Source organism: Pseudomonas mosselii, assembly GCF_005796105.1.
In the GTDB taxonomy this organism is placed as follows: Bacteria; Pseudomonadota; Gammaproteobacteria; order Pseudomonadales; family Pseudomonadaceae; genus Aquipseudomonas; species Aquipseudomonas mosselii_C.
Genome location: NZ_VAUO01000008.1, coordinates 64,309 through 84,736, shown reverse-complemented (window position 1 = coordinate 84,736; position 20,428 = coordinate 64,309). Strand labels below are relative to the sequence as shown.

At 58.8% G+C, this 20,428-nt stretch carries 13 protein-coding genes and 1 pseudogene; 10 read left to right on the top strand and 4 right to left on the bottom strand.

Annotated elements, in window-relative coordinates; genetic code table 11:
* Positions 1-39: 39 nt before the first annotated feature.
* A complete protein-coding gene (locus tag FEM01_RS16960) occupies positions 40-5,127 on the bottom strand; it encodes a trifunctional serine/threonine-protein kinase/ATP-binding protein/sensor histidine kinase (protein ID WP_138220642.1) in 5,088 nt (1,695 codons plus the stop codon).
* A 236-nt stretch (positions 5,128-5,363) separates the two neighbouring features.
* Between FEM01_RS16960 and FEM01_RS16955 the strand changes: the two genes are divergently transcribed.
* The 3 genes from FEM01_RS16955 to FEM01_RS16945 all read left to right on the top strand — a co-directional run bounded on the left by FEM01_RS16955 (position 5,364) and on the right by FEM01_RS16945 (position 7,437).
* Complete coding sequence (locus FEM01_RS16955) at positions 5,364-6,356, top strand: response regulator (protein WP_138220641.1); 993 nt, start codon at positions 5,364-5,366, stop codon at positions 6,354-6,356.
* A 23-nt stretch (positions 6,357-6,379) separates the two neighbouring features.
* Positions 6,380-6,733, top strand: a complete 354-nt coding sequence (locus FEM01_RS16950; RefSeq protein ID WP_138220809.1) for a response regulator — start codon at positions 6,380-6,382, stop codon at positions 6,731-6,733.
* Between the two features lie 248 nt (positions 6,734-6,981).
* Positions 6,982-7,437 carry a hypothetical protein gene (locus FEM01_RS16945; RefSeq protein ID WP_138220640.1) on the top strand — a complete coding sequence of 152 codons (456 nt, stop codon included), beginning with the start codon at positions 6,982-6,984 and terminating at the stop codon, positions 7,435-7,437.
* A 20-nt stretch (positions 7,438-7,457) separates the two neighbouring features.
* On the opposite strand, the pseudogene FEM01_RS16940 reads toward FEM01_RS16945, so the two are convergent.
* Positions 7,458-8,102, bottom strand: a pseudogene (locus tag FEM01_RS16940) (ATP-binding protein); the annotation flags it as partial.
* A gap of 114 nt (positions 8,103-8,216) precedes the next feature.
* Here FEM01_RS16940 and FEM01_RS16935 point away from each other — a divergent pair.
* The 5 genes from FEM01_RS16935 to FEM01_RS16915 all read left to right on the top strand — a co-directional run bounded on the left by FEM01_RS16935 (position 8,217) and on the right by FEM01_RS16915 (position 14,131).
* Positions 8,217-8,900: a TnsA endonuclease N-terminal domain-containing protein gene (locus FEM01_RS16935; RefSeq protein ID WP_171030985.1), complete on the top strand. Its 684-nt coding sequence runs from the start codon at positions 8,217-8,219 to the stop codon at positions 8,898-8,900.
* Between the two features lie 2 nt (positions 8,901-8,902).
* Positions 8,903-10,822 carry a Mu transposase C-terminal domain-containing protein gene (locus FEM01_RS16930; protein WP_138220639.1) on the top strand — a complete coding sequence of 640 codons (1,920 nt, stop codon included), beginning with the start codon at positions 8,903-8,905 and terminating at the stop codon, positions 10,820-10,822.
* Positions 10,819-11,706: a TniB family NTP-binding protein gene (locus FEM01_RS16925; RefSeq protein WP_138220638.1), complete on the top strand. Its 888-nt coding sequence runs from the start codon at positions 10,819-10,821 to the stop codon at positions 11,704-11,706. Before FEM01_RS16930 ends, FEM01_RS16925 begins: the two co-directional genes overlap by 4 nt.
* Complete coding sequence (locus FEM01_RS16920; protein ID WP_138220637.1) at positions 11,667-12,779, top strand: TniQ family protein; 1,113 nt, start codon at positions 11,667-11,669, stop codon at positions 12,777-12,779. Before FEM01_RS16925 ends, FEM01_RS16920 begins: the two co-directional genes overlap by 40 nt.
* 479 nt (positions 12,780-13,258) lie before the next feature.
* Positions 13,259-14,131 carry a hypothetical protein gene (locus FEM01_RS16915; protein ID WP_138220636.1) on the top strand — a complete coding sequence of 291 codons (873 nt, stop codon included), beginning with the start codon at positions 13,259-13,261 and terminating at the stop codon, positions 14,129-14,131.
* A 41-nt stretch (positions 14,132-14,172) separates the two neighbouring features.
* Here the strand turns inward: FEM01_RS16915 and FEM01_RS16910 are convergent, their stop codons facing one another.
* Both FEM01_RS16910 and FEM01_RS16905 read right to left on the bottom strand, forming a co-directional pair.
* On the bottom strand, positions 14,173-15,867 hold the full coding sequence (locus tag FEM01_RS16910; protein WP_138220635.1) for a hypothetical protein: 1,695 nt from the start codon (positions 15,865-15,867) through the stop codon (positions 14,173-14,175).
* Between the two features lie 57 nt (positions 15,868-15,924).
* Positions 15,925-16,641 carry a GIY-YIG nuclease family protein gene (locus tag FEM01_RS16905; RefSeq protein ID WP_138220634.1) on the bottom strand — a complete coding sequence of 239 codons (717 nt, stop codon included), beginning with the start codon at positions 16,639-16,641 and terminating at the stop codon, positions 15,925-15,927.
* 174 nt (positions 16,642-16,815) lie between these two features.
* On the opposite strand from FEM01_RS16905, the gene FEM01_RS16900 reads away from it, so the two are divergent.
* A complete protein-coding gene (locus FEM01_RS16900; RefSeq protein WP_138220633.1) occupies positions 16,816-18,627 on the top strand; it encodes an ATP-dependent nuclease in 1,812 nt (603 codons plus the stop codon).
* A gap of 3 nt (positions 18,628-18,630) precedes the next feature.
* On the top strand, positions 18,631-20,349 hold the full coding sequence (locus tag FEM01_RS16895; RefSeq protein ID WP_171030984.1) for a UvrD-helicase domain-containing protein: 1,719 nt from the start codon (positions 18,631-18,633) through the stop codon (positions 20,347-20,349).
* Positions 20,350-20,428 lie beyond the last annotated feature (79 nt).

The following is a 20,428-nucleotide window of genomic DNA, read 5'->3' as shown; positions in this document are numbered from 1 at the left end:
CTGCACCCCGGCAAGGCCCTTGTTACAAGTACCTACACATCAGCCGGCTTGTGTGCCCGCCACCGGCACGCTGAAGCGAATGCAGCACCCGCCCAGCTCCGAGTCCAACGCCTGCAAGCGCCCGCCGTGGGCCTGCACCACCGACATGCAGATTGCCAGCCCCATGCCCAGTCCACCGGGCTTGGTGGTGTGGAACACCTCGAACACCTGTTCGCGGTCTTGAGCATCAATGCCGGGGCCGTTGTCGTCCACTTGCACCTGCACCTCGTCGCCACAGCGGCATGAGCTGATGCGCACCACGCCATCACCGCGATACCCGGCCAGCGCCTCCAGCGCGTTGGTGAGCAGGTTGAACACCAGTTGCTGGATTTGCACAGGGTCTGCCAGCACCGTCACCCCGGCATCCAGCTGCGCCTGGAGTTTCACCGCACTCTTGCGAGCATCGGCCGAGGCCAGGCGGATCACTTGCAAGATCAAGTCGTCGAGCTTCAGCGTCTTGAACTGCATCGGCGTCTGCTTGGCCAGCGAGCGCAGGGCGCGAACGATATTGGCTGCGCGCTCGCTGTCGGCGCGGATGTCTTCCAGACCCGCCATGGCTTCGTCGAGATCCGGCGTATCGCGGCGCAGCCAGCGCAGGCTAGCCGCTGCGTTGGAGGCGATGCCCAGCAGTGGCTGGCTGATCTCGTGGGCGATGGACGCCGACAGTTCGTTCATCACTTGCAAATGCGCACTGCGCGCCAGCTCTGCCCGTGAGCGCCGCAGCTCGGCTTCCATTTGAGCGCGGGTCTGGTGCTCTTCGGCCAGGCGGGTATAGAACTTGGCGGTCTGCAGCGACACCGCCGCTTGCGCTGCGAGGATTTCCAGCATGGCCAGGCGCTGGCCGCCGAACAGGTTGGGCACCAGGCAGTTTTCCAGATACACCAGACCGATCAGCACCCCCTGGATCACCAATGGCAGGCACAGCACCGAGCGTGCACCACGCGCGTGCAGGTCCTGGCGGAACGCTTCGGGGCAGTCCACTTGGGCGTCGTGCAGCAGCAGGGTTTTCTTGGTGCGCAGGGTCGCGTTGATGATCGAGCGCGGCGCCTGAGTCATGAACTTCTGGCACTGCTCCATGCTCACCCGCAGCCCGGCGTCGTCGATGTCGGCCAGCGCGGCCATCTGGTACTCCGCACCACTGACGATCAACAGCGCGCCATGGTCGGCACCGGCATGCTGGGTGAGCTGGCCCATCAGGGTTTCGATCAGGCCTTCGAGCAAGGTTTCTTCGGACAAGGCGCGCGCAGCCTCGATACCGGCTTCCAGGTCCAGGTTGGCTTGTGAGGTCGTGCAGAAGGTTTCTTGAATTGGCTGGGTGCGCAGGAATGGGTGCAGCGTCTCAAGCTGGCGCACCTTGCCCGTGGCGCCCCATAGATGAAAGCAATCGCGGGCGATGCGCAGGTGCAGGTTGGCGCCCGAGATCAGCCCACTGGGGATGCACACCTCGGCCAGTTGCTCGTGGGCGATGGCCTGCTCGTGGATAAAGCCGGCAGCGGTGGCGGCGATCTGCGCCTGGTCGAAGCAGCGAATGGCCGACAGCCCATCACCCTGAAGGCGGGCGATCAACCCTTCGATCAGCAGCACCTTGTTGCGGAACGTGACCGGATTGAACTGCGCCCACTGGCTGAACACCAGGCGTAACCGGGCCAGGCGTTCGAGCTTCGCTTCAAGCGTACCCGGTGCTTGCGGGCTGCCCAGGGTCAGTGCCTGGAACAGGTGGAAATCGGCCAGGTTGATGTGCGCCGGCACCGCCCAGACGTGGCCATCGGCCTGCTCCAAGTGCGCCGTGGCCTGGCCGATATCGCCCAGGTAGAACGCCGCCATGCCGGCGAACAGGCTCTGGAAGAAACGCGTGGTGCTGGAACTGATGCAGGCGCTCGGTGTGTCGTGCAGCCTCACGGCGTTGCGCTCATCGTGCGTAGCGGGAGCGCCGCACAGGTCGGCGACGAAGGCTTGTTGGGCGAGCAGAATGAATTCGACATCGCGGTAGCCATAGCGGCGCACGGTGGCCAGGCCGCGCTCCACTTCCTGGTTCACCGCATCCAGGTGCTTGCCCATCACCAGCGCGTCCGAGACAGCGTGGCAGCAGGCGTAGCAGGCCATGGCCAAGTCACCGGAAAGGTTGGCCGAGTCGATTGCCTCCAGCGCGGTACGGCGAGCGAACTCCATGGGTGAGGTCCAGGCGCTGACCTGATCCAGGGCCAGCAAGGTGCTGGTCAGGTCGCATTCGAATCCGTGCCGCTCGATCAGCTTGAGCGCCGCCAGGCAGTAAGCGTGGCCGTCGTGGTAGGCGGCGAAGCGCTCGGCGCACATCACCCCGAACCAGGCCAGGCCATAGGTGCTGCCGGGGGCCACGCCGTGGGCCAGGCTCAGTTCCAGGATGCGCGACAAGTGCAGGAAGCGGATTTCGTCGCGCACGAAGAATGACGAGGACAGCGTCGCGAGCAGTGCAATGGCCACCTCGACAGGCTCGGACGTGGCGCGTGGCAAAGCCTCCAGGCAGTGGCGACCGCGTTGCTCGATCAGTCTACGGACAGTGGCGTACTGGCGCTCGACGGGCTGTGGCTCGTCGCCGTGGTTCAGCTCGATTCCCAGCAGTTGCAGGCCACGCATGGCTTCGTCAATGGCGGCTGGGTAATCCGAGCGCAGGGTGTTCAGGCGTGCGGCCAAGCGGTGGGCCGTGGCGCGCTCCAGTGCTGTACGGGCGTGGCGATGGCACGCGGCGATACCGGCCTCGGCGCGCCCCGTGCGTGACAGCAGCATGTCGCATTCGGTGGCCATGCAGGCGAGGGTGAACGCCTGCCGTGCATCAATCGGGCAACGCTGTTGCAAGGCGTGCGCCGCTTGCAGGTAGCCGGCGGCCTGCTCGTGGGAGGCGGCGTCGCGGGCCTGGGTGGCGGCGCGCAGCAGCAGCGCCAGGAAGGTCGCGCATTGCTGCGCGGTGAAGCGATCGGTCGCGGCCCGCTGGAGCTGGTTGGCCAGTTCGAACAGGCCCTCACGGGGGCTGTCTGCCCAGGCCTGCCACATGGCTTGGGCGATACGCGCGTGCTGCGCGCTGCGTTCGTGCTCCGGGGTGAGTTGATAGGCGGCTTCCTGCACGCGGTCATGGGCGAAAGCCAGGCCATGCGCGGTGGACGCGAGGAAACCCGCCTCGCGCAAGGCTTTGAGCCGGCCGTCGAGGCGCTCGTCCGGCTGCCCCGCCAGGCGCCGCAGCAGCGCTACATCGAAGCGCCCGCCGGCGGCTGCCGCGAGCCTGAGCAACTCGCGCTGGCCCGAGGGCAGGCGGGTCAGGCGTTGCACCATCAGGTCGGCGACGTTGTCGGCATAGCGATGGTGGGCCACGGCGTCTATCGACCAGGACCAGCGCATGGCGTGGGTATCGAAGACGAACAACCGGTCTTCGACCATCGCCCGCAGAATTTGCCGGACGAAGAACGGATTGCCTGCGGTCTTGGCGTGCACCCGCTCGGCCACCGGGAGCGCCTCGGCGGCATTGACGTGATAGCGGGTCACGATCAGTTCGACGATCGCCGCGACCGGCAGCGGCTGTAGGGTGAGGCTCTGGCAGCGCAGGGCGGTGGGCGTGGCAGGCAGGTCGATCAGTGACATGGCGCTGCCATCGCTGCGGCTGGCGAGGATCAGCAACAGACCTCGCGGTGGCTTTGCCAGCAGCGCTTGCAGCAGGTAACGGCTGGCATCGTCGGCCCATTGCAGATCATCGAGGAAGATCGCCAGTGGTTGGCCGGGGCTGCTGAAGACTTCGAGCACCTCGACGATGGCGCGGTGCTCTTTTTCCAGCGTCAGGCGCGACGCTTGTATGGAGAAGTCGGCACTGGGGCCGAGGATCAATTGCAGATCGGGCGCCAGTTGGCTGAGCAATTGGCCGCGACCCTGGAGGCGCTGGCGAATATCGCGAGCGGTGGCGTCCAGGTCGCTGCTGTTCCTGGCCAGCAACTGCGTGGCCAACGTACCGAGGATCTCGATCCAGGGGGCATAGGGCACCGCTTGCTCAAGGCTGTTGCACTTGCCGCTGGCCCAATAACCGTTGGCGTGGACCTTGAGCGAGGTGTGCACCAGGCTCGACTTGCCCATGCCGGTGGCGCCGTTGACCAGCAGGCCTTGGGGGGTGTTGTCGCGGCGCAGGCTGTCGAGCAGGCGGGCGATGGTCTGTTGTTCACCGTCGCGTCCATACAGGCGCTCGCCGGCGGCGGGCACCAGGTCGGCGCAACCTGGGGTGAACGGCGCGATGTCGCCATGCGCAGCCCATTGCCGTTGGCAATGCGCCAGGTCGATGGCCAGTGCTTCGGCGCTCTGGTAGCGCGCATCGGGCTCCTTGGCCAAGGCCTTGCCGAGGATCTGGCTGATCACCCTTGGCAGGGTCGGGTCAAGCTCCCCGGCTGGCCGCGGTTGCACGCCTGCATGCAGCTGGCGCCAGTGCTGGATGTCGCGTCCGGCCAGTGGCAGTTGGCCGAGCAACAACTGGTAGAGGATGGCCGCCAACGCATAGATATCGCTGCGCCGGTCGGTGTGGGTGCCGTGCGGGCAGACCTGCTCGGGGGCCAGGTAGGTCCAGCTGTCGGGCTGGGTGCTCGGGATGTCGCTGGCATCGGCGCGAAAACCGCCAATGCGCACTTGTCCATCGTTGCCGATCAGCAACTGGCGCGGGCGCAGGGCGCCGTGCACGGCATTGCCCTGGTGGGCCTTGGCCAAGGTGGTGGCAGCGTTCACCGCGACGTGTAGGAAGCGCTCCAGAAAAAGCCGACCCTGGTCGATCAGGTCGGCTACCGACAGCCCGGTGGGATAGACCAGCAATGGCCCTTCGGCCGAGCGCACGTAGGCTGCGGGCAGCACTGCCCAGGCCGGGTCCAGCGCCAGTCGGTAGTCGCGCTCCAGGCGTTGGCAGGCGGCCGGCGACTCGACCGGTGCACGGATCGCGTGCCAGGACTGGCGGGTCTCGGTGTCGAACAGGCAGAAGTGGCACAGCTCGCCTTCCTGGCCCAGCGCTACCGTGGTGCAGCGGCTCAGCCAGTGTTCGTCGATCGCCGGATCGTTATCGACCGACACGAGAACGAGACATTCATCGAGCATCATGGCACCCCTGCAAACGACAGCCTGGCGAGGAGTATACGGAGCGCCTAGGCGACGCAATGCGGCGCGGGGCGCCTTGGCAGGAACGGGAACCATTCTGACCGTTATGGTCCGCTCGGGCGCCGGCAAGGTGCGCGGGGCTGTGTGATAGTTCTAAGACTGCTCGTTGTCCGCGTGCGCCGGCCTATCGTGCTCAAGCCCGCGCAATCGCCACAGCCCTGAGAGTCGAGGATGCGATGATCCGAATAGGCAAAGCCATGGTGTCGCTTGAGCGACGCGAGGCCTTCCGCGACGGCCAGCCGATCCCGCTGGGAGGCCGCGCGTTCGAGGTGCTGGCGACCTTGGCGCGGGCCAATGGCCGGGTGGTGAGCAAGGACGAATTGTTCAGCCAGGTCTGGTCAGGCACGGTGGTCGAGGACAACAACTTGCAGGTACAGGTCTCGCTGTTACGCAAGTGGCTGGGTGACAAGCAGGTCATCCAGACCGTACCGCGCCGGGGTTATCGCTTGCTCGCCGACCTTTCGCCGGATACCTCGGCGCTGGCACCGGCGCGTGCCTGCCATGCGCTCGACAGCCATGCCCTGGAGCCTGACGGCGCTGCGGTGCACGTGCTAGTGGTTGATGACGATCCGTCGGTGCGCAATGCGCTGGGGCGCTTGTTCCGGGCCGAAAACATCCCCCATCGCCTGTACGCCTCGGCTGAGGCGTTGCTCGAACAGCAGTGGGACACGCCCTACGCCTGCCTGTTGTTGGATATCAACCTGCCAGCCGCTTCGGGCCTTGAGTTGCAACACGCTTTGCGCCGCCTCGACCTGCCTTGGCCGATTGTCTTCATGACCGGCTACGGGACCATCCCGTTGACGGTGCAGGCCATGCGCGCCGGGGCGTTCGAGTTCCTCACCAAACCGTTCGACGAGCGCCAGTTGCTGGCGTTGCTGGAGGCCGTGCGTGCTCGCGCGGTGGCCGCCGGTCGCGACTGGCGACAGGCACGCCAAGTGCGCGACAAGTACCAGCATCTCACGCCCCGCGAGCGCGAAGTGTTCGCGCTGGTGGTCGAAGGCCTGTCGCACAAGCAGATCGCCGGTCAGTTGGGCACCAGTGAAGTGACCATCAAGGTCCACAAGAAGAACATCATGAACAAGATGCAGTCCCGCTCGCTGGTCGAGCTAGTGGCCATGCATCAGGTGATCGCGGGTGATGCCCAGGCCTTTGGCCAGGGCGTGGCATGACCGGTCGGGGCCGCCCGGTGAGGGTGTGCATCGTCGACGACGACGTCTCGGTGCGCAAGAGCCTGTCGAACCTGCTGCGTTCGGCGGGTTTCGAGGCGTATCCCTTCGCCGATGGCAAGGTGTTCCTGGCCTCGCGACTGTCGCGTGAGGCCGATTGCGCGTTGGTCGACCTGAAAATGCCCGGGTGCAGTGGTCATGAGGTGCAGCGTGAATTGGCACGGCGCGGGTATGCCTTGCCGGTGATTTGCATGTCGGCGCATTGGGACCCCATGGCGCGACAGGATTCGATGGGGCGGGGGGCGGTGATTTGCCTGGGCAAGCCGTTCAGCGAGGAAACCCTGCTCAGGGCCGTGGCGCAGGCACTGGCGGCACGGTAACCGGGGCCGAGCACATTGCTGGCGCCATCGATTGAGCACCGCGCTGACCGGCCCAGGCGCGTGGTCGGTGGCGGGGATAGCGGCACGCCGCAGGTTGAACTAAACGTTGTGCGGCTTCTCTTAGACGACCATTTCAGCGATTGTGCTGATTCGACGCGTTCAAGGGACTGAAAGTATGTGTGCTCGTATCCACGGCTTGGTCGCCCGCCTATGCGGTGGCATCTCGACCTGGTGCAAGGCTATTTTGCATGGATGATCAACACGCCTATCCAACCCCCCGTGTGCTGCTGGCGTTCATTGCAGCGCCTTCGTTGACCGGGTTGCTGCTGGTGCTGGCCGAGCTTGTGCATTCGCTCATGGGCGCAAGCGCTTTGACCAATGCGCTCGGCTACTTCGGCCTGGCCGTGGTGATGATGATCGGCGCCTTGATGTTCTATGGTATTCCCGCCGTGCTCGTGGGGCTGACTTGCGTGGTGTTGCGTCTTCAGCGTACCTGGCGGGCCGGTTCGCTGGTCGTGTCGTTGGCCGCCTTGTTGTCCCAGGGGTGGGCCGAATTCATGGCCAGCCAGACCATCAGCGGGGAGTTGTTCCTGACATTGCCGGGGCTTGGCAGACTGACCTCGGCAGCCTTGGGCGCTGGTGCCAGCCTGGTGGTGGTCTGGTGGGTGCTGCCCAAGCCCCGACGTGAGGGCTTGGGCGGCTAGTTGCCGAGCCCCGCTCAGCCTCAAGCCCCTGGCCGATACTGTAATGCTTCGGCCAGATGCGCCCTGTCGATAGCCTCGACCTGCGCCAGATCGGCCAGGGTCCGCGCAACCTTGAGCAAACGGTGCGCTGCGCGCAACGACAGGGTCAGCCGTTCGCAGGCGTTTTCCAGCCAGGTCTGGTCCGCTGGCGTCAGCGCGCAGTGACGGCGCAACCCCCGGAGATCGAGAAAGGCATTGGCGCAGCCCTGGCGGCGTTGTTGGTGTTCGCGCGCTTGGGCCACCACCTGGGCAACGCTGGCGCTGGTTTCGCCGCTAGGCTGGTTGTGCAGCACGGTGTTTTCGCGGGCCACGGTCAGGTGCAGGTCGATACGGTCGAGCAACGGGCCGGAGAGTTTGTTGCGATAGCGCTGGATCTGCTCGGGGCTGCAACGGCAGCGGCCCGTGGGGTCGCCGAAATAGCCGCAGGGGCAGGGATTCATTGCAGCCACGAGCTGGAAGCGTGCGGGAAAGCGCACCCGATCACGCGCCCTGGCCACCACGATTTCACCTGACTCCAAAGGCTCGCGCAGCACCTCCAGCACGCGGCGTTCGAACTCTGGCAACTCGTCGAGAAACAGCACGCCATGGTGGGCGAGGGTGATTTCGCCGGGTTGCGGGCGACTGCCACTGTAGGATTCTGAATAAAATGCGACAACTGTGTCCTGAACACCCTGAATTCTCAGTAGCGCGTCCAGTAATAGCTGCGACGTATTTCTTGAATAGCTGCGACGGACCTACGAATGGCTTCAAATAACCGCGACAAACCTAGGCCCAGTTCGGTCCGTGCCATCAAGCCCACCAAGCGCAGCGTATCGGGAGTCTTTCCGTTCCGTGGCGAGGGCGGGATTCCGTATGAATCCCTTCTTGAGCGGGACTTCATCCTTCGCACCGAATTTTCGATGGATGTCCTAGCGATCACGTCGCAGCCAGTGGCGATCCCGTTCAGTGTTAACGGGCGTACTTATACCTACACCCCTGATTTCCTGGTCCAATTCAGGCTCGGTGATCGTGGCCCCGAGAACTGGCCAAAGCCCTTGCTTGTTGAAGTGAAGCCTGAGGCGGAGTGGAGGAAAAATTGGCAGGCATGGCTCCCGAAATGGAAAGCCGCCTGGCGATACGCTCGGGACCAAGGGTGGATTTTCCACATCCATGACGAGTCGAGAATTCGGGATACAGCACTACAGAACATCAAGTTTCTGGAACGATACGAGCGAATGACCTTCGCTCCCGAAGACAGCGACTGGATCATCGGGACGGTGAAGAAAATGGGGGTAGCTCCCGTCCACTACCTGCTGGCGTTGCACTCCTGTGACTACTACCGAGCTGAGTGTATTAGTCACCTTTGGCATCTGATCGCTACTCGACGATTGACCTGCGACATTCGCCTTCCTCTGAACAATTTCCTCGAAGTTTGGGTGGTTTAACCATGGACAGTGAAAATCCAGATAGCCAGCTGGTCCCATATGAGCCTGACCGGAGCCAGGTGACTATTGAGGTAGGGGCGATTGTCGCTCATGGTGACTCTGCGTACCGGATTTCTCAGATCCTTGATTTTCGCACCGTGGTTGGCGTGGAGCTCGATTCAGGTAAAGCCGCTGCTCTACCCATTGGAAGCTTGAGAGCGATTAAGCGGGAGCGGGTTGATGGCCTTTACGCGAATTATGATATTTCGCTGATTGGTAGCGAGGATTGGGCGGAGGCTCAAAGGCGTTACGCTGCTATCCAGCCGCTGCTGGGTAGTACGGTTGTGGGGCGGAACGACGCTATCGCCAGGGCTAATGCGACCGGCGTAGATGTCGCTACCTTGTACCGCTGGATCAAGCGATACAAAGATTGGGGCGAAATGCTGGCGTTGGTTCCGCGTAGGAGAGGATGGCAAGAAGGTAGCTCGCGCCTCTCAGATGAAGTGGACCAGATCATCGAAAAGGTCATCACCAACTTCTACTTGAAGCCCCATCGCCCCACAATACCTGCCACGATTCAGGCCATCGTTGATGCCTGTGAAGAGGCGCAACTCCCAACGCCAGGTAAGACGGCTATCCGGGCAAGGCTAAAAGGTATCCCAGACAAAGCGTATCTCCGTGGGCGAGGCTTTGCAGAATTGGCGCGGAACAAATACACCCCCACTCCCGGCTCGTTCCCGGATGCAGACTACCCTCTGGCAGTCGTGCAGATTGACCACACGCCTATGGACATTCTGCTGGTCGACGATGTTCACAGGCGTTCAATCGGTAGGGTATGGATCACCTTCTCGATCGACGTTTTCAGCCGAATGATCACTGGCTACTACTTGTCGTTGGATGCTCCAGCAGGCATTTCGGTGGCGATGTGTGTCGCGCACGCCATTCTGCCTAAGGAGGAATGGCTTCTCGCACATGGCGTCGAGGGGGAATGGCCGGTTTGGGGCAAGCCCAAGATTCTGCACGCTGATAACGGTCCCGATTTTCAGAGCCAAGACGTTAAGAAATCATGCTCTAACTACGGGATCGAAAACCGGTTCAGGCCAGTTAAGCGCCCCCGCTACGGGGCGCATATTGAGCGTCTCATGGGCACCTTCGCTCAAACGCTGAAAGACATGCCAGGGAGAACCTACAGCAATAAAGCCGACCGCGACGGTTATGATTCTGAGAGGCATGCAGCGCTGACCTTCGATGAGTTCGAGACGTGGTTGATCAGGGAAATTCTGATCTACAACGAGTCCTACCATTCGAAGATTTTCATGAGCCCGCGCAGGAAGTGGCACATTGGCGTATTTGGCAATTCTGACCAAGACCCCCTGGTTGGAATTCCTCCCCGGCCGACTGACCCCTTCACGCTACAGAGAGATTTTTTGCCGTCTTTTGATCGGACTGTTCAGCACTACGGTGTGCAGATCGATCTCCTCTACTACTCCGAGGCGTTAAGACCTTGGATAAATGCCAAAGACCAGGATACGGGTAAAGCGCAGACATTCGTTTTCCGGCGTGACCCTCGTGATATCAGCTTCATCTGGTTTTTTGACCCACTACTCAAGCAATACTTCAAAGTCCCTGTCTCGAACCAGGCGTTTCCAGCTGCCAGCATCTGGGAGTACAAGGCAGCCAAGAAGCGTGCGGTCGACGAGGGCCGTGCCGATATCAACGAAATGCTGATCAAGCGTTACATCTTGGAGAATCGGGAGCTGGTCGCAAAGGCCGAAGCGCAGACGGCCAAGACCAGAAGACAAGCCCAGCGGCACCGGGTGCATTCGAAAGGTAAGACCCCTGCCGAGCCAAGCCCTCAGAAGGTCAAAATTGCTCCTGCGCCCGCGGGTACGTTCGTGAACATGGTTGATGGCGATCTTGACGACTTCGGTGATATCTCATGACTCATTACAAGCACATCCATCCCGAGTTCCGGGCTGTCATGCTCCAGTCGGATCAAGAACGTATCGACTTTCTCTACGAGCCACGTTGGATCGGCTACCCCGTAGCGCAAAAATTGATGGACCTCCTGCATCATCTGATGAGCGTTCCGAAGCGCCCCCGTATGCCCAATCTTCTCGTCGTGGGCAGCCCCAATAACGGTAAAACAACCATCCTAGCGAGGTTCGATTCGTTACATGGTCAGGGCTACACTGACTCTGAGGGGGAGCCTGTCAAACCCATCATCAGGATCGATGCTCCACCTTCTGCTGATGAGTGCGCGCTCTACTGTGCGATTCTGGAGCGGTTTTGGACACCCTATCGGACGACAGACTCAAAACTAAAACTGCGATATCAGGTGATACACCAGATGCGGCAGAATCAGGTGAGGTTACTCCTCATTGATGAGTTTCATTCCATGCTGGAGGGAACGCCCAGGCAGCAGCGAGGGATGATGAACGTTATCAAGTCGCTTTGTAACGAGCTCGCGATACCGGTCATCGGTGTGGGGACTGAAGATGCTGTTCGGGTGCTACATACTGATCCCCAGCATGCGAGCCGGTTCGACGTCTTTACCTTGCAGAACTGGAGGATGGATGTGGAGTTTCAGCGTTTTCTGAAAGGCTTCGAATCCGTACTCCCGCTGCGTGAGGCTTCTGGGCTTTTCACGCCGCATTTGGCAGGCCTGCTGCATGGCATATCTGCAGGAAACACAGGTGACTTGCACAGGCTTTTGGTTGAGTGCGCGAAGGAAGCGATTGGTTCGGGTAGGGAGAAGATTGACGCTGACATAATCAAGAGCAAGTCATGGCTTCAACCTACTCGTGGCATTCGCGAATTGATGTAGTCAGTCCGCAGTGGCCGAACGCAAGGAGCTTGCTGGCGGATGAGCTCCTGTCCTCTTGGCTCATTCGCAATGCTTTTGCGCATGGCTGCTCACCGATGACGCTCACCGGAAGTCTATGGCCAGGCTGGCGATGCTGGATTGTTGATGTAGATAGAGGCATTGCGTCTGAGCATGCGTTGCCTTTGGCCAAAATGACCGGTGTCGGGACATCAGATATCTGTACGGCGACCCTACACCCCATCGCATCAGCCATTAATCCATCGCTGGACTCCAAAAAAGGCATCTGGCCATGGATCCTCGCTCTCGGGGCGCGTAATCGGCGCCATGCTGGTGGTTTGCAATGCTGTCCTGTTTGTATGTTGGAGGGCACGCCCTACTACCGGATCTCATGGCGCTTGGCTTGGCACACGTGCTGTGAAAAACACCTGGTGAGATTGATCGATCGCTGCCCAAGATGCGACTCACCGCTACAACCTCATAACCTGCAGCAGATCGACTCTAATTGCGCTCATTGCGACCGCTGTCATGCTCCGTTGAGCACTTCATCTCATGAGCTTGGATTTGCTCCTGGAGCTCTCGCTTTTCAGTGCGCAGGGGATGACGCCATTCATGGTGTAAACCACGATACGGGTGCACCTTGTGAGCCAGACGTGTGGTTTCAGCGGGCACGTTTTATTTTTGGGGTACTCAGGGTTTCAAGTACGAACAATTCAAAAACCTTCGCGTGCTTTAGGGACGCCTTCAACCTCGGTCACCTTGTTCGTCCTGACTCTGGGCTACCTATTGAGCTGCTTTCGGTGCGAGAAAGAATGGATTTCCTGTCGGCCGTTTGGAAGGTGCTTGAGATGGGTGAGCACCAGCTGATCGAGGTGATACAAGCCTGTTCTCTGCCTCGACACTCTGTTCCCATACCGGCCGGAAATATCTCGCCTGCGCTGCAGGAGATGCTCAAAAAACTTACGCCAGGTAGTGTGCGAGCGCCTACAGCCAAGCGCGCGCGATCTCCAGTATCACGGCAGACCGTTAAAAAGCTGTGGGCCCGGTTGAAACGAAAGGTGTATCGAGATGGTTGAGGGGCATTCAGTAGGGCGTGCCTATTGTTCGGTATGCGGCGAGGATATGCAGAAAGCTCACCGTACTTATTTCGGCCTGCGCTACTGTAAGGGTTGTTACGCCAATCTCGTCTCTGCTCCATGCGTTCGCTGCCGGCGTATCGGGAGGCCGCTGGGACGGATCACGCCCTATGGGCCTGCTTGTAACTCCTGCGCTCACTACTTCACTAACGCACGACGCTGCGATTTATGTAATGCGTCCTCGACGCGTCTCTCTAAAAAAAAACTTTGGGGATAGGGTACTGAGCTGCTGCCCGAGATGTGCGAGCAACGCGCAGACATGCCCAAGCTGCCGGCGATACCGAGTATTGATTGATGGCCGCTGCGGTGTCAGGGAGTGTCGGCTCTGTGCGCAGGTGGGTAGCATCCAATGCAAAACCTGCAGCGAGATGTCTCCAGCAGGCTATGGGGCTGAATGTCGAAATTGCTACAGCCGCCGTGTGTTCCAGAAGCGCCTGCAGATCAACATCGAGGCGCTCACTCATGATGGTTTCCGTGAGGCTTATACCGAGTATGGCGCGTGGCTTCTCGATCGGGCCGGCCCGGTGAGGGCGGCCCTGTTGATCAATCGCCATTTGGACAGTTTTCGGGAAATGAACGCCCTCTGGATGAGGTTACCTACGTATCAGGAATTGCTGAAAGCCAAAGGTGCGCTTTGGATAAGGCGCGCGAAACTACCGGTGCAGTGGATGATCGAGAAGCACGGAATGCAGGTAGATGCCGCTTTGAAGACTGAGCTCACAGAGAAGCGCCGTATCGAAGGCATCCTCGCTTCAGTGCCTTCGGAGATGGGTCGAAATCTGCTCGAAAATTACCGCCTACACCTTGAATCTAAACCCCATAGGCGAGCGAACTCCCTGAGGTCTGTTCGTATGGCACTTCGTAGTGGGGCAAATCTTGTTCTCGCCAGTGAGGCAGCTGGCAATTCGATGCCGACTTCGCATTCGTTGAGGTCATTGCTGGCAGAAACACCAGGGATAGTCGCGTCCCTGAGCAGCTTCGTCAGCTTTCTGAACAAATTTCATGGGGCTGCTATCGAGTTTCCTAAAGATAACCGCAATGCGATCATGTGTAGGCGCAGCCGTTTTGAAAGAGAACTCAGATTGCTCATGGGTGAGGCTGCTGCGGGTAAAAGTGTTCTTGATCGGTGGCATGTGGCTGCCTTGGGTTACTTCCATGGTGTGGCGAAGGTCCATAAGAAAGATATGCCGCTGATGACAATTCCTGATCAGGAAGGGCTGCTCGTCAAGCTGAGAGGCCAAGACTATTGGATCCCTTTACCAATCGGCGCAGGTGGTCAGGGGCACGGTTAACGTGTGTCTGTAGTCTTGAACTCGAAATTTCCACGCGCTCTTTAGTGTCCGATTAGCTTACTCAGATGCTTAAGAACTACCTTGCCAAAAGGCTGGCAGCCTTCCTCCTTGGGGCGATGAACAAAGGTGACATGGGGGTAGTTGGACATTTGCGATTTTTTGATTCGACAGTTATTTGCAATGATATTTTTAAAGATTACCGCTAACTCTATGTCAGCTACTTTTCCATTGGGTGGAAGCTCTACCATGAGACCTCTGTAGCTATCTTCGACGTGCTTGGTTATACCTTTCTCATCTTCGGATTTCCTGGGATTTCGGTGAATCTCCAAAATGTAGATGTGTCTGCCGCCCACCATCATTCGAATGATCAACACGGGCTTTGGTAGACGTATGGGAGCTCCCTTCTTCTTAGTGGGGAAACTCAAATACTCAAATCTTGGCACTCCCTCGGTTTGGAAGCCAAACGCTTTTGTATACCAGCCTAACTCACTGATGTACGTGGGAAGGCTTTGAGCCAGAGACAGGCAGGTCTGCCACATCAGCGCAACTATTCCTTCTGGCGTAGCTTCTGGCGACACGTGTTCGCTTTTCCCCCCACCTTCGCCATTACCCCGGGGGTCTCCAGGGGCAAGTCGATCTTTCTCACATCCTGGTACCGGTCGACCTGCTTGGCCAGGAATAGATTTCTTTCTATGGTGGAGTTTTCGCTTTGTTCCGAGGGTTCGGAAAGGCGGGTCATAAACGGTCTGTGACGTCTTGCTGTTGGGCGCTTCGGTGCCGGTGATGGATACTGCCACGGTAGAGGCGCCTAGCGGAAGCTTGCGGGAATAAGGGCGTCCAGCGCTCGTACCTTGTTCTGCCGCATCCTTTGTGTAGCGTTTATACTCAACTGTAATCGGTGGGCCATCAGGTTCGCTAAGCCCGTCGATCCTCAGCAAGAGAAAGGTTTTGTCATCGATCCAATAACCTTGCCCTTCTATCTGCCCCCAACCCTTGAACCAAGGTGGAACTTGGATGAATGCTTGGTTGCCAGGTTTAAATTCTGCTTGTAATTTATTGTGAAGGATTTGGCAAATGTCTCGGGTGTAATCGTCATACATTGCATGTGCAAGAAACGGAGCTTCACGAACCGATACTCCACGTTCTAGAGGTAGCAAAAGCCGCTCTGGGTTTGGATTAAATTCATAGAAGTACAAGTCTTGGATTGTTTTTAGCCCATAGGTTACAAGCAATCGCGCAGTTTCTGAGCTTCTCCCGTAGCATCGGGTTAGGAATTCTAGGCAAGGCACTAAGATTGTCTCGCCTGATGCTGTCGTTAGTTTGATTAGCCAGCTGGAACCGCAGCGCTTAGGGAATTGCTGCATGTAGCTCTCGAAAAGGCTGGCTGATTTAGCCGTTACTAATTGCCACGACCTAGGGTCGAAGTTGACTCTCTGGGGTCGCAGACGATCCATCCCAATTTCGCCGATCAAGTTACCTTGCTTCCAGACGGTTCCTACCCTGAGGCTTCCCAAGTGTGAGATCACCACATCGTGATGGACAAGGGAGCCAAAATTGTTGTCTGGATGCAGCGTCCTGAACGTGACTTCGGCAAGCGGGACGGTGTTCGGGCTATGATTTTTCTGCAGACCGCCATGCCAGCAGACCACTACTTGACCTCGAACTTTCGCAAGTTCTTCAACGTGAAGATTGCTCGATCCGATTCCTGGCTTTCGAATTGAGTAAGGGTCTAGCATCGGCGCCTCATGCTGGGGACAAGGGGGCTGAGCACACAGCTATATGAATTTGCCTTCTCATGTGTCGAAATCCATTTCGGCCTGATGGGGAGGCGCCTCCTTGGCATACAGTGGCTGCAGGGTGAGCTTTTTCATGATGATGTCGGCGAGCGGTATCGACTTGGCTTGTACCTCTGTCCCCGGCCAACTCCTTGGCTGGCCAGGTAGGCTTTCAAGCTTAGGGAGCCTTCCCCAGTTGTGGACGTCAGGCGCCTCAAATCCGGCCTTCAGCGCACGCTCAAGCCAATAACCTTCAAAGTAGGTTGCATTGCTTTGGGTGCCTGCGACCCAGGTCAACACGGCAGCGCGAACCTCCACCTGCTCATGTTTTGCCCATTCAAATAGCGCGTACGAGCTGTGCCCCACTCTGGCGTGATTGAAATGCTCTCGCAGACGTTTGCGCAGGTTAGCTGCTTGGCCGATGTAACAGGCTTTACGGATACCGTCATTGCTCTGTGCGGTCAGCGCGTAGATCCAGTAGCCGGCTGTCTCCGTTCGACGCAGGACTTTCTCAGGGCCTGGCGGCGGACGGTCTTTGAAGTCGAATCGGACTCTGAGCCGCTTTCCGCTCTTGCAGAGGAAGCCGGCATAGTCACGACCGTTTCGCGTCACGCTCAGGTCGTTGCTTGCGGCTACCGCTAGTAGCTGCTGTCGAGTCCGAATCAGCCCAGCATCAATCGCGGACTGCATAGTGCTCTTCAGCCGCCTGGCATGTTCGATCGCTTCCCGGTCCATTTGGGCTCCTGATGGCTCTTTGCAATTGGAGCCTACGGTCAACAGCGCGGCGATGGCAACTCGCGCGTTGAGCAAAGCAGCCCCCGAGAACGCGCCGGGCCCATTTCTCGACTACTGTTTGATGGCTATTGGCCTTGTCATCTAAGGCCTACACGGGATCGGGAGCGGACGGATATGCGGGTTGCACGGCTGCAGATTGAGAATTTTCGGGGTATTAAGCGTGCGGATGTCTTGTTGCCCAAGCATGCTGTCGTCGTCGGTGACAACAACATCGGAAAGTCAACGCTGCTGGAGGCGATTGATCTCGTCCTAGGCCCCGAGCGACTCTCGCGTCGGCCGGTGATTGATGAGCACGATTTCTATGCGGGGGAATATGTCGATCCACAGGGGCAGCCAGTCAACATCACTATTGAAGCAGTGATCACTGATCTGAACCAGGATCAGGAAATGCGCTTCCGGGATCACATCGAGTGGTGGGATAACGGTACGGGAGATCTGCTCGGAGGCCCGCCAACGGAGGGTACTGATGAGCAGATGGTACAGGCCTGTTTGCGCGTCGTTTTTGTCGGCAACTACGACGCCGATGAGGATGATTTTGCTGGCACCACATTCTTCTGCTCGCCGATGAAGCAGGATGGGTCCTACGACTTCTTCAGAACGGCCGATAAGCGTGTCTGTGGATTTCTGTACCTGCGCACGATCCGAACTGGCAGTCGTGCGTTGAGCCTTGAGCGTGGTTCGCTCCTGGACATTATTTTGCGGTTGCAGGACGACAAGAACTTCAAGATCTGGGAAGGACTCTTGGTCGAGCTTCGACAGTTGCAGGTTGCAGCTGATCCAGAGATTGGGATCAACGACATCCTGGCGAATGTGCAGTCATCAATCCGCGGCTACATGCCCAGCGATGACGGCAGCGATCCCCAAATGCGAGTTACACAGCTGACTCGTGAGTCTCTGCGAAAAGCGTTGACTGTCTTCATGGTAACCGGAGCTCAGCGCAGTGATGGCGAAGCGCATGCAGCACCATTCCAGAGCCAAGGCACCGGTACTATCAACATGATGGTACTGGCTCTTCTGTCACTGATCGCGGAGCTGAAGCAGAACGTGATTTTTGCGATGGAGGAGCCAGAGATAGCGATCCCGCCGCATATTCAAAAGCGCATCATCAACGGCGTGCGCAGCAAGTCAGCCCAGGCGCTGTTTACCTCGCATTCGCCCTACGTGCTCGAAGAATTCGAACCCGAGCAGGTCATCGTCATCAGCCGAAACGATGGGACACTGAGTGCCATGCCTGCAGGGCTGCCGCCGGGCATTAAAGCAAAAATGTACCGACAGGACATGCGGCTGCGTGTTTGTGAGGCCCTTCTGGCGCGTCGGGTGCTGATTGCCGAGGGCCGGACGGAATACGACGCTTGGCCCGCTGTAGCGCGACTGCTTCATCAGCAGGAACCAGAGTCTTTCATGCCGCTTGAGGCGTTGGGCATCCCAATCATTGATGCGACGACAGATTCCTTGATCGCGCCGATGGGGGCTTACTACCGCAGACTCGGAAAGAAGGTCTACGCCGTGTTTGACGAACAGTCACCCGAGCAGCTCGAAGCTATCAAGGCGTCGGTCGACTACCCCTATCAGGCGCCTGAAAAAGGTTTCGAGAATGTCGTTCTCAAAGGCACTAATGAGGATGTGTTGCGTGCCTGGGTGGTGTCTTTGATCGACAGTGGTGCTTGGCCTTCAGACTTACGGGACAAGGCCCCGGGTGTTGATGCCACCACAGATGAGGTAGTAGCGATTCTAGGGGTGCTGCTGAAGCGCTGGAAAGGCGATGGTGCTGCTGCCAGCTTGCTTTGTACCGCTATGACCCGACATCACCTCCCGGAATTCATTGTCAGCACGCTCGAGAGCATTACAGCCACAATTGTCCCCAAGAAGCCCGAGCCTGAACTTCCAGAGCTGAATGATGACCTTCTCGATTTGGTCGGGCCTTAACAGATGATGGTGCTTGATCAGTCTCGACGGGATGTTATCGACTCCCCCAGCCATCTGGTCGTGATGGGGGGCCCTGGCTCAGGGAAAACCACAGTCGCATTGCTTAAAGCTGAAGCATTTTTAGGCCGACTAGACCTCACAGAGTATCAGCAGGTGCTGTTCCTGAGCTTCGCCAGAGCAACGGTAGCAAGGGTTGCGGAACAAGCCGGGAAAATGTTGCCGAAACTCGAGCAGGCTCGGCTCGAGGTCAACACCTACCATGGCTTCACGTGGAATTTGCTGCGCAGCCATGGCTACTTGCTCCGCAACGGGCGGCCCTTATCGCTGCTTCCTCCGCCAGAGGCTGCTGCGCGATTGTCCACACTGAGCCAAGAGCAGATAGCGTTGGAGAAAGCCAGGCTGCTCGAGGAGGAGGGACTGTTGCACTTTGACCTGTTCGCCAGCAATGCTGCCATGTTGCTGGAGAGAAGCCAGTCGCTGCAGCGCATCTACGGCAACAGCTATCCACTAATCATACTCGACGAGTTCCAGGACACGAACGAGGATGAGTGGCGTTTCATTCGAGCGCTGACTCGACATAGCCAGGTACTGGCTTTGGCTGACCCGGAACAACGAATCTACGAATTCCGCGGTGCTAGTGCTAACAGGATTCAAGAATTCGAAGAAGCCTACCGTCCCGCCTCCTTTTCTTTTGGAATGGAAAATCACCGGAGCACGGGGACCGACATCGTGCAGTTCGGCAACGATTTGCTGACAGGAACCAATAGGAGCAGAGCCTACACCCATGTTTCGGTGACACCCTATGCCCCGCGCAAGGGGATGCTTCATCGGGCTTTCAAATTTGCCGTTCTGACCGCCATAGCACGGTTGAATAGAGACGGACGTGACTGGTCGCTAGCCATTCTGGTGCCTAGCAAGAGCTTCATGGCAGAGGTTTCCGCGTATCTGTCGAGTGACTCGGATAATTTGCCGAGACTTTCCCATGAGGTTGCGTTCGACCAAGAGGCTGCGGCGCTGTCTGCTACGGCTATCGCTGCGCTTCTCGAAGGCGGCGCGACTGCAGAGATCATTGCTGAAAGGCTGCTCAGAAATTTATGTGCTCACCTGCGTGGCAGGAAAGGCGAGAAGGCCCCCAGCAAGCCGCATTTGGAATTGGTGCTCGCCCTGGAGCAGTTGTTCGGTGGACAACCGCTCCGTCGAGTGCCGCACAAGCGGGTTCTTGCGGCTGCGCAGGTCATCGCGGCCCAGCGTCTTGATCTGCAATTGACTGGCGATCCCCAACTTGACTGGATTGCCGCGCGACATTTGCTGGATTCAAACACCGAGCAGGTCTTCAATCAGATAGGTATCGATGGCCGATATGTGCGCTTGCTGGGGAAGGGATCCCTACTTCGAAGCCGCTTGAGTGAGTTGTGGCGCTCAGCTGGAGGTTACCCAGGAGCAGAGAGGCTGGTGCGAGATGCTCTAATTCAGGATCACTTCCAAACTGTCACAAAGGACTGGAAGGGAATCCATCTCATGACCATGCATAAATCTAAGGGAAAGGAGTTCACGGAGGTCATTCTTTATGAGGGAGTCATGAAGGGGCGTTTTCTACCGACCGAGGCCACAGCGGATCGTGTCCTTCAGACCCGTTTAGCTATGCGTGTTGCGGTCACTCGTGCAATGAAGAAGGTCACCATTTTGACGCCGATTGGACGAAAGCGCAGCCCGTTGCTTTGAGAGCAAGGCTGAGCTAAGGCCTGAGCGTTTTACAGTCACACTGAGCACCTGTGGGATCGGGCCCCGAGTGTTTAGTTCA